The organism is Streptomyces anatolicus (genome assembly GCF_019400875.1).
Classification (GTDB): Bacteria; Actinomycetota; Actinomycetes; order Streptomycetales; family Streptomycetaceae; genus Streptomyces; species Streptomyces anatolicus.
This window is the reverse complement of record NZ_WMBF01000251.1, coordinates 1-9,021: the sequence shown is the minus strand read 5'-3', so window position 1 is coordinate 9,021 and position 9,021 is coordinate 1. Positions and strand designations below refer to the sequence as shown.

General features: G+C 71.8%; 6 protein-coding genes. 4 read left to right on the top strand and 2 right to left on the bottom strand.

The genetic code is table 11. From position 1 onward, the window contains the following. The first annotated feature begins 31 nt into the window (after window positions 1–31). Window positions 32–892 carry a pentapeptide repeat-containing protein gene (locus GKQ77_RS20910; protein ID WP_219690453.1) on the top strand — a complete coding sequence of 287 codons (861 nt, stop codon included), beginning with the start codon at window positions 32–34 and terminating at the stop codon, window positions 890–892. Window positions 893–915: 23 nt separating this feature from the next. On the opposite strand, the gene GKQ77_RS20905 is transcribed toward GKQ77_RS20910, so the two are convergent. Then, on the bottom strand, window positions 916–1,809 hold the full coding sequence (locus GKQ77_RS20905; RefSeq protein ID WP_219690452.1) for a hypothetical protein: 894 nt from the start codon (window positions 1,807–1,809) through the stop codon (window positions 916–918). A 248-nt stretch (window positions 1,810–2,057) separates the two neighbouring features. Here GKQ77_RS20905 and GKQ77_RS20900 point away from each other — a divergent pair, with 248 nt between their 5' ends. Next, window positions 2,058–2,855, top strand: coding sequence for a S1 family peptidase (locus tag GKQ77_RS20900; protein ID WP_219690451.1), 798 nt, complete (start codon window positions 2,058–2,060; stop codon window positions 2,853–2,855). A 180-nt stretch (window positions 2,856–3,035) separates the two neighbouring features. After that, complete coding sequence (locus tag GKQ77_RS20895; RefSeq protein WP_219690450.1) at window positions 3,036–6,158, top strand: endo-alpha-N-acetylgalactosaminidase family protein; 3,123 nt, start codon at window positions 3,036–3,038, stop codon at window positions 6,156–6,158. Between the two features lie 51 nt (window positions 6,159–6,209). On the opposite strand, the gene GKQ77_RS20890 is transcribed toward GKQ77_RS20895, so the two are convergent. After that, window positions 6,210–8,024 (bottom strand): glycoside hydrolase family 35 protein, encoded by a 1,815-nt coding sequence (locus tag GKQ77_RS20890; protein ID WP_219690449.1) that lies wholly within the window; start codon window positions 8,022–8,024, stop codon window positions 6,210–6,212. 167 nt (window positions 8,025–8,191) lie between these two features. Between GKQ77_RS20890 and GKQ77_RS20885 the strand changes: the two genes are divergently transcribed. Continuing rightward, window positions 8,192–9,021, top strand: an 830-nt coding sequence (locus GKQ77_RS20885) for an alpha/beta fold hydrolase (protein WP_219690448.1), incomplete at its 3' end; no start/stop codon positions are given.

Below are 9,021 nucleotides of genomic sequence, written 5' to 3'. Positions count from 1 at the left end.
CGCTGAAAGTTGGAAGTAAGGAGCGCCCCCTATGGCCCCGGAGCGCGAGACCCTCGCGTTGATACCGCTCGAGGGCGCCCCCGCCAGCCTCCGCGCGGACTGCGGCAGCTGCTTCGGGCTCTGTTGCGTGGCGCTCGCCTTCTCCGCGTCCTCCGACTTCGCCGTGGACAAGGACGCCGGCAAGCCCTGCGCCAACCTTCAGGCGGACTCCCGCTGCGGTATCCACCGCGACCTACGGAACAAGGGCTTCCGGGGTTGCACCGTCTACGACTGCTTCGGCGCGGGCCAGCACGTCTCGCAGCACACCTTCGGCGGGCGCGACTGGCGCAAGGATCCGGCCACCGCCAAGCAGATGTTCGAGGTGTTCCCGGTCATGCGGCAACTCCACGAACTGCTCTGGTACTTGACCGAGGCGCTTACGCTTCCGCAGACGAAGCCGATCCGCTCCGATCTCAAGAAGGCCCTGGCCAGGACCGAGGAGCTGACGCGGGGCGCCCCCGAGGCCGTCGTCGAGACCGACGTCGCCGCCCACCGCCAGGACGTCAACGCCCTCCTCCTGCGCACCAGCGAACTCGTGCGCAAGGGCGGTGGCGGCAAGAAGAAGGACCGCCGGGGAGCGGACCTCTTCGGCGCCCGGCTCAAGGGCGCCGACCTCCGCGGCGCCAACCTCCGCGGGGCCTACCTCATCGCCGCCGACCTGCGCGACGCCGACCTGCGGACGGCCGATCTCATCGGCGCGGACCTGCGCGACGCGGACCTGCGCGGCGCCGACCTCACCGGCGCGCTCTTCCTCACGCAGTCACAAGTGAACGCGGCCAGGGGTGACGAGCGTACGAAGCTGTCCGGCTCTCTCGCCCGCCCCGGGCACTGGACGACCGCCCAGGACCGGTGAGCGCCCCCGCCAGCCGGTAGCCGCTAGGCGTCGCACTCCAGGACCGTCCGGCACAGCGTGCACCGCGCCCGTACGCGCCCCCGCGCCGGGACGCGGATCCGCTGGTGGCAGGTGGGGCAGGGGAAGGTGACCCGGAGCGTGCCGCCGTCGAGGGAGAAGGAGTAGGGGCCGCCCGCCGCGACCGCGCCGCCGTGGTCAAGGGCGTACCGCCGGTCCTTCGCGTACCGCCGCCTCCCCACCCAGCCGGCCGCCGTCAGCGGTGGCTGCTGCTCGTCGCGGCGCGCCTGGGCCAGCCCCTTCGTGTACGCCGTGTACGCCTGCGCGCTGGTGAACCACGTCTCCGGGGCCTCGCCGAAGGCCAGCGCCCGCTTGGCCAGTACGTAACCGAACTCCTCCGGCGTGAGATAGCCGAGCTTCTGGGAGGAGGCGCCGTCCTCGCGGTACGCGTCCAGGAGCAGCCAGCCCGCGCCCAGGTAGGCGGCGGCGGTGTCGGTGAGGATCTCGTTGTCGCGGGTGCCGGGGAAGGAGAGGTCGAGGCGGTGCAGATACACGTGCATCACCTCGTGGGCGAGCGCCGCGCCGATGTCCCGCCGATGGGTGCGGAAGCGGTCGTTCAGCTCGATGAAGTACTCGGGGCCCGCGGTCAGTTCGACGTTCGCGGCATGCTCCATCCCGCGGAAGCTGACGATCACGCGGGCGTCGGGCAGCCGCAGGTGGCGCACCATCTCGCGGGCCACCCGCTGCACGCCGAGATGCAGGTCGTCCTGGTCGCCGAAGGCCACGTCCGCGGGGGCGACGCTGGTGTCGAAGGTGTGGACGGTGTCGTACGAAAGGCGTCTGTAGAGCGCGGTGAGAGCGGCGCGCACGGTCTCCAGATGGGGGTAGCCGTGCACCACAGGACCGCCGCCGACCGTCACGCCCGTACCCCCTGATGTCAGCCATCGGGACACCGCGAACCGCCTCCACTGTACGGGGGTCGCCGTGCCGGGAACGGCCCTCGGGAGACGCCATGGCCGGAAACCGCCCCTTGTCCTGAGCGGACACCGATCTCCATAATCCGCAGCAACGCTTTGTCGGGCTCATGCCAGCCGGGTGTTCTTCCGGTGTGGTCGGCAGGGGTCCTTCGCGCGCGCTTCCTCAGTAACCCCCCACGAAGGGAAGACAATTGAAGACCAAGCTGCGTGGAGCCAAGAGAGCCGCCACCCTCGGTGCGATCGCGCTCGCCGCTCTCAGCCTTCAGCCGGTGGCCGCGGCCGCCGCTCCCGACCCCGGCCCCCAGCCGGGCGAGCGCGTCGTCGGGGGTACCCCCGCCAAGCAGGGTGAATTCCCGTTCATGGTCCGTCTCTCGATGGGCTGCGGCGGTGCTCTGTACGCCAAGAACATCGTGCTGACCGCCGCCCACTGCGTGGACGGCTCCGGCAGCAACACGAGCATCACCGCCACCGCCGGTGTCGTGGACCTGAAGAGCTCTTCCGCGATCAAGGTCAAGTCCACCAAGGTCCTCCAGGCCCCCGGCTACAACGGCAAGGGCAAGGACTGGGCGCTCATCAAGCTGGCGAAGCCGATCGACCTGCCCACGCTGAAGATCGCCAAGGACACCAAGTACAACAACGGCGACTTCACCGTCGCGGGCTGGGGAGCGGCGAGGGAAGGCGGCGCGCAGCAGCGCTACCTCCTGAAGGCGACCGTCCCGTTCGTCAGTGACGCCCAGTGCAAGGCCGCGTACGGCAACGACCTCACGCCCGCCGAGGAGATATGCGCCGGCCGGCTCGCCGAGGGCGGCGTCGATACCTGCCAGGGCGACTCGGGCGGGCCCATGTTCCGCAAGGACGAGGCCGGTGCGTACATCCAGGTCGGCATCGTGAGCTGGGGCAACGGCTGTGCGCGGCCGCAGTACCCCGGTGTCTACACCGAGGTGTCGACGTTCGCCGCGGACATCGAGAGGGCGGCGGCGGGGCTGTGACGTCCTGACGCCTGGCCCGCTGTGGCGGGGTGCCCTCGTGGGTGCCCCGCTTCGGCATGTCCGGGGTGGGCCGCCGCCCGGCGGTAAGTCCAACACCTGTCCCTCCTTTGTCCATAGGCGCGTCCGCCCGGCCCGGCGCATGGTGATCGGCACCGATTCCGTCCCATGGAGGGGTGCCGCATGCCGCTGCCAGACACGTCCGGGCCGAGCCGCAGAGCCGTCGTCGCCACCGGTGCGCTCGCCGGGGTGGGAGCCGTCCTCGGGGCGGGCTCCAGCGCGTACGCCGAGGACGCCTCGGCCAAGCCCCTCCCGGCCGAAGTGGTGCTGCGCTCACGCGCGCTGGACGTCCGCGTCGCCACCGCGTTCCCGCGTGTCGTCTCCTACACCGACCGAGCGAGCGGCGCGATCCTGTACGGCAGGAGGGACGCCGTCACCGCCGTTCTGATCGACGAGACCGAGCACATCCCGCGGGTCACCGCCTCGGCGGGCGGCGCCCGCATCACGTACGTACTCGCCTTCGACGGCGGCACCCGCATCCACGTCGAGATCGCGGTCGAGGGCCACAAGGTCCACTGGCGCGTCACGCGGATCGCCGACACCGACGCGCTGCGCGTCGGCACCCTGCGCGTCCCCGGCCTCGCCCTGCTCTCCGTACGCGACGACCAGCCCGGCGCCGCGCTCCTCGCCGCGAAGGTGCAGCTCGACAAGGCAAAGAGCGGCGACACCCTGGTCCGGCCGGGCAAGGACACGCCCGCCGAGGCGCCCGTGGGATGCGCGTACGCCGTCGTCGCGCACGACACGCTCGGCGGGGCGATCGAGACGAACACCGGCTACGACAAACCCACCTCCCAGGCGGGCACCACCTGGGAGAACGGCCGCCTGTGGCGCGAGACCGTGAAAAGCGGCGACTCCGTAGAGGCCCGGTTGACGCCGGGGCAGTGGACCCACCGCGCCGCGACCGCGCCCGTCGACGCCACCGAACCCCTCCCGTACGCCACCGTAGTGATCACCGGCGACCGCAACGGCGACGGCAAGGTCGACTGGCAGGACGCCGCGACCGCCTTCCGCGACATCATGGTCAACCCCCTCGGCGCCGACGAGCAGCATCTGCGGGTCGTCCCGCACATCCCGTTCAACTTCGCCTCACAGGCCACCAACCCGTTCCTCGCCACCCTCGACAACGTCAAGCGGATCCACCTGGCCACCGACGGGCTGCGCCAGTACACCCTCCTAAAGGGCTACCAGTCCGAGGGCCACGACTCCGCCCACCCCGACTACGCCGACAACCACAACACGCGCGCGGGCGGCCTCGACGACCTCAACACCCTCGTGCGCGAGGGCAGGAAGTGGCACAGCGACTTCGGCGTGCACGTCAACGCCACCGAGTCCTACCCCGTCGCGAACGCCTTCTCCGAAAAGCTCGTCGACAAGGACAACGAGCAGTGGGACTGGCTCGACCAGAGCTACCGCATCGACCAGCGCCGCGACCTGGTCTCCGGAGACATCATCAAACGCTTCGCCGACCTGCGCGCCCAGACCGACCCTGCTCTGAACACCCTCTACATCGACGTGTTCCGTGAGTCGGGCTGGACCTCCGACCGCCTCCAGCGGGCCCTGCGCGCACAGGGCTGGACCGTCACCACCGAGTGGGGCCACGGCCTCGAACGCTCCGCCGTCTGGGCACACTGGGCCACCGAGACCGACTACGGCGGCGACACCTCGCGCGGCATCAACTCCCGCCTGATCCGCTTCGTCCGCAACCACCAGAAGGACGTCTTCGCCGACAGGTGGCCCACCCTCCTCGGCATCGCCCGCATGGGCAACTTCGAGGGCTGGGTCGGCAAGACCGACTGGCACGCCTTCTACGAGCTGATCTGGACCCACTCGCTGCCCGCCAAGTACCTCCAGGCGTACCCCATCAAGAGCTGGGAGGACCACGAGATCACCTTCTTCGGCCCCACGAGGACGACCGTCTCCGACGCCCGGGAAGGCAAGCGGCGCATCACCACCGACGGACGCGTCGTCTACGAAGACGGCCGCTATCTCCTGCCCTGGGAGCCCCGGGAGGCCACCGACCCCGCCAAGCTGTACCACTACAACCCGACCGGCGGCACCAGCACCTGGCGGCTCCCGCGCGCGTGGGCGGGCCGCTCCCGCGTCGCCCTGTACCGGCTCACCGACCAGGGGCGCGTCTTCGAGTCGTACGTCTCCGTAGCGGGCGGGAAAGTCACCGTCGAGGCCGAGCCGAAGCAGCCCTACGTCCTCTACCGCGAGCGCGCCGCCGCCCTGCCGGACCCCAAGTGGGGCCAGGGAACCCCGCTTCACGACCCCGGCTTCCACTCCGGCTCCCTGAAGGGCTGGCAGGTCAGCGGGCCCGCCGCCGTGCGGCTCAGCGCGCTCGGCGACCACGAGCTGGTCATCGGCGCGGGCGCCGCCGCCTCCGTGGGACAGCGCCTCGCCCGCCTCAAGGCCGGCACGTACGCCGCGTCCGTGCAGGTCGAAGTCGGCGAGAAGGCGGGGGAGCGGCGCAAGGCCTCCCTGGAGGTGCGCACCGCCGACGGCGTCACCGCGGCCAACCACACGGAGACGTCCACGGCGGTCAACCACGTCGCCGCCGACCGCAAGCACGGCACCCGCTTCCAGCGCATGTTCACGTACTTCACCGTCCCCGAGGGCGGCGGCACCGCCGAGCTGACGCTGCGCGCCGAGGCGGGCCACGCGCGCGTGCGCTTCGACAACGTGCGCGTCGTCGCGGCCCACCCCGTCAAGCGGCCCCGCGGCACCCTCGTACACGAGGACTTCGAGCACGTCCCCCAGGGCTGGGGCCCCTTCGTGAAGGGCGACGCGGGCGGCGCCACCGACCCGCGCACCCACATCGCCCAGCGCCACGCCCCGTACACCCAGCGCGGCTGGAACGGCAAGGCGATCGACGACGTCATCGACGGCACCGAATCCCTGAAGTCACGCGGCGAGAACACCGGCCTCGTCTACCGGACCGTCCCGCACACCGTCCGCTTCACACCGGGCGGGCGCTACCGCGTCTCCTTCCGGTACGAGAACGAGAAGGCGGGCCAGTACGCCTGGGTCACGGCGGTCGACGCCCCCGCGCCCCGCGAGACGGACCGCAAGGAGCTGCCGGTCGCCACTGAGCCCACCACCCTGACGTACGAGTTCACCGCCCCTGGTGAGGGCGAGGCGTGGGTCGGCTTGCGCAAGACCGGGGACGACGGCACGGCGGAGTTCGTGCTCGACGCGTTCGAGGTGACCGAGGTGACCGACGTGACCGAGGTGACCGAGGTCTGAGGCCGCTCGGGGGTGGCCCAGGGGGCTTCAGGGGCAGCTCAGGGGACGGCTTCAGGACAGCGTGATCTCTGTCCCGGCCGTCCCCTCCAGCTCCAGGATCCACACCTCGTTGCCGCCCTCCCGCAGCACGGGGCCCGGCACGTACAGCGTCCGCTGCGGGCCGATCGACCAGTAGCGGCCCAGGTTGAAGCCGTTCAGCCAGACGAAGCCCCTGGTCCAGCCGGGGAGTTCGAGGGCGGCGTCGCCGGGGGCGGTGATCTCGACCGTGCCCCGGTACAGGCCGGGGCGGCCCCGCGCGGTGCCGGACGCGGGGACCTCCCGTACCGCCGACGCCGCGTCGAACGCGTCGAGCCGCAGCGCCCGCGCCCGTACCCCGTGTACGTACTGCCGCTCGTGCAGGATCCCGCCCGTGATGCCCTTCGGCTCACCCGTGCGCGGCCCGTAGTTGACCCGGCCCAGCGACTCCACCCACAGCTCCACGCGCGCGTGCCCGGCCACGGGTGCCGCAAGCACGGGCTCGTCCTCGGTCAGGACACCGGCCCGCTCCCCGTCCACGTACACCACCGCCAGATCGCGCAGCCCTCGCACGCTCAGCGGATACGGCTCGCGCGGGCCCGGCACCGTGACGGTGTAGCGCACCAGACCGCGGTCCACGTCGAGTTCTTCGAAGGTGGGCGGTACGGCGTATTCCGCTTCTGGGGTGCCCAGGTGTTCCAGGACCGTGTCCAGCGGGGACCAGTCGGTGAGGGCCGCCGACGCGGGGGCGGCGAGGACCGGCGGGGGAGCGGGCGGCTCGGGCGGCGGCTCGGACGCGTACTCCGCCAGGACCTCGCGGAAGCGCCAGAACTTCGCCGTCGCGCGGCCGGCCTCGTCGATCGGCGCGTCGTAGTCGTACGAGGTGATGTCCGGCTGCAGCGGCCCGTCGTGCAGGGCGCCGCCGCGGTTCGCGCCCGCCCAGCCCGCGAAGTTCGTGCCGCCGTGCGCCATGTAGAGGTTCACCGACGCCCCGCACTCCAGGATCTCCCGCAGCGCCGCCGCCGCGTCATCGGCGTCCCGTACGACATGCTCCGCGCCCCAGTGGTCGAACCAGCCGCACCAGAACTCCATGCACATCAGCGGCCCCTCGGGGCGGTGCGCCCGCAGCGTCCCGAAGCCGGCGCGCGCCTCCGAGCCGAAGTTGGCCGTCGCCAGGACGCCCGGGATCGAACCGCCGGTCAGCATGTGGTCCTCGGGCCCGTCCGAGGTGAACAGCGGCACCCGCACGCCCTCGGCGCGCAGGAGGTCGGTCAGGTGGCGCAGGTACAGCTTGTCGGAGCCGTAACTGCCGTACTCGTTCTCGACCTGCACCATGATCACGGGTCCGGGGCCGTCGGGAGCGCTTGCGTCCCGGCCGCGTGTGTCCGGGCCGCGTGCGTCCGGGCCGCCGGTGGCCAGGCCGCCGTACTGGCGCGGCACGACCTCCCGCAGCACTCGCCGGAACCAGCGCTCCACATGCCCCAGATACTCCCCGTCGCGGGTGCGTACACGCCTCCCCAGCGCACCCGTCAGCCAGTGCGGCAGCCCGCCGTTCTCCCACTCCGCGCAGATGTAGGGGCCCGGGCGGACGATGGCCCACAGGCCCGCGTCGCGCGCCGCGTCCAGGAACCGGCCGAGCGCCGAGACGTCGTGGAACGCGCCGGGGCGCGGCTCGTGCAGATTCCACGGCACGTACGTCTCCACGCAGTTGAGCCCCATAGCCCGCAGCATCGCCAGCCGGTGACCCCACTGCGCCTCGTGCACCCGGAAGTAGTGCAGCGCGCCCGACAGCAGCCGCACCGGCCGCCCGTCCACCTCGAAAGCGTCCTCGCCGACCCTGAACCCGTCCATCGCGTCCCTCCCGTTCACCTGCGCTGCCGCCCCATTCACGATCACCTCTGGCGGGCGGCGGGGTCCATGGACAAAGATCGGGTCCGGTTGGACGCAGCGAGTGGGTCCCGTGGTCCCGTGGTCCCGTGGGGCGACGGACGGGACGCGGGCGGAGGACGGTACGGATCATGGATTACGGCGTGCGGGAACCGGAGCGGCTCGGAGAGACCAAGCTGCCGGACGGCCGACGGCTCGGCTGGGCGGAGTGGGGGCCGGCCGACGGCACCCCGGTCCTGTTGTGCCCGGGGGCGGCGACCAGCAGATGGCTCGGCTTCGGCGGCGATGTCGTCGAGGCGGCGGGGGTCCGGCTGATCAGCGTGGACCGGCCCGGCCTCGGCGCCTCCGACCCGGCTCCCGGCCGGACACTGACCGACTGGGCCACCGACATCCGCCACCTCGGCCAGGAGCGGGCTCTCACCGCTCTGTTGACGGTCGGCTTCTCCCAGGGAGCGCCGTTCGCTCTCGCGCTGGCGGCGCACGGCCTGGTGGACGCGGTGGCGGTGGTGTCCGGCAGCGACGAACTGGCCCATCCCCGTTTCGCCCACTCGCTGAACCCACAGGTGAGGGACATGGTGAACGCGGTCGCGGCCGACCCCGACACCGCCGAGGCCTCCTTCGCCGGCTTCGGCAGCGCGGACACCCTCTGGGAGCTGATCACCACGACGAGCCCCGACACGGACTTGGCGGTCTACACCGACCCCGTCTTCCAGCACGCCTTCCGCCGCGCGATGGCCGAGGCATTCACCCAGGGCCCCGCCGGTTACGCCCGTGACACCGTCCTGGCGATGGCCCGCTGGCCGTTCGACCCAGCCGACCTCACCGTCCCGGTAGACCTCTGGTACGGCGGACAGGACACCAGCCCGACGCACTCCCCGGACCTGGGCGAATCCCTCACCAGAGCCCTCCCGAACCCAACCCACCACCTGCTCCCCACAGCCGGCGGCTCCCTGCTCTGGAC

Coding starts and splice junctions, on each gene's coding strand:
- GKQ77_RS20895 (WP_219690450.1), top strand. CDS start 3,036: ATGCCGCTGCCAGACACGTCCGGGCCGAGCCGCAGAGCCGTCGTCGCC.
- GKQ77_RS20910 (WP_219690453.1), top strand. CDS start 32: ATGGCCCCGGAGCGCGAGACCCTCGCGTTGATACCGCTCGAGGGCGCC.
- GKQ77_RS20890 (WP_219690449.1), bottom strand. CDS start 8,024: ATGGACGGGTTCAGGGTCGGCGAGGACGCTTTCGAGGTGGACGGGCGG.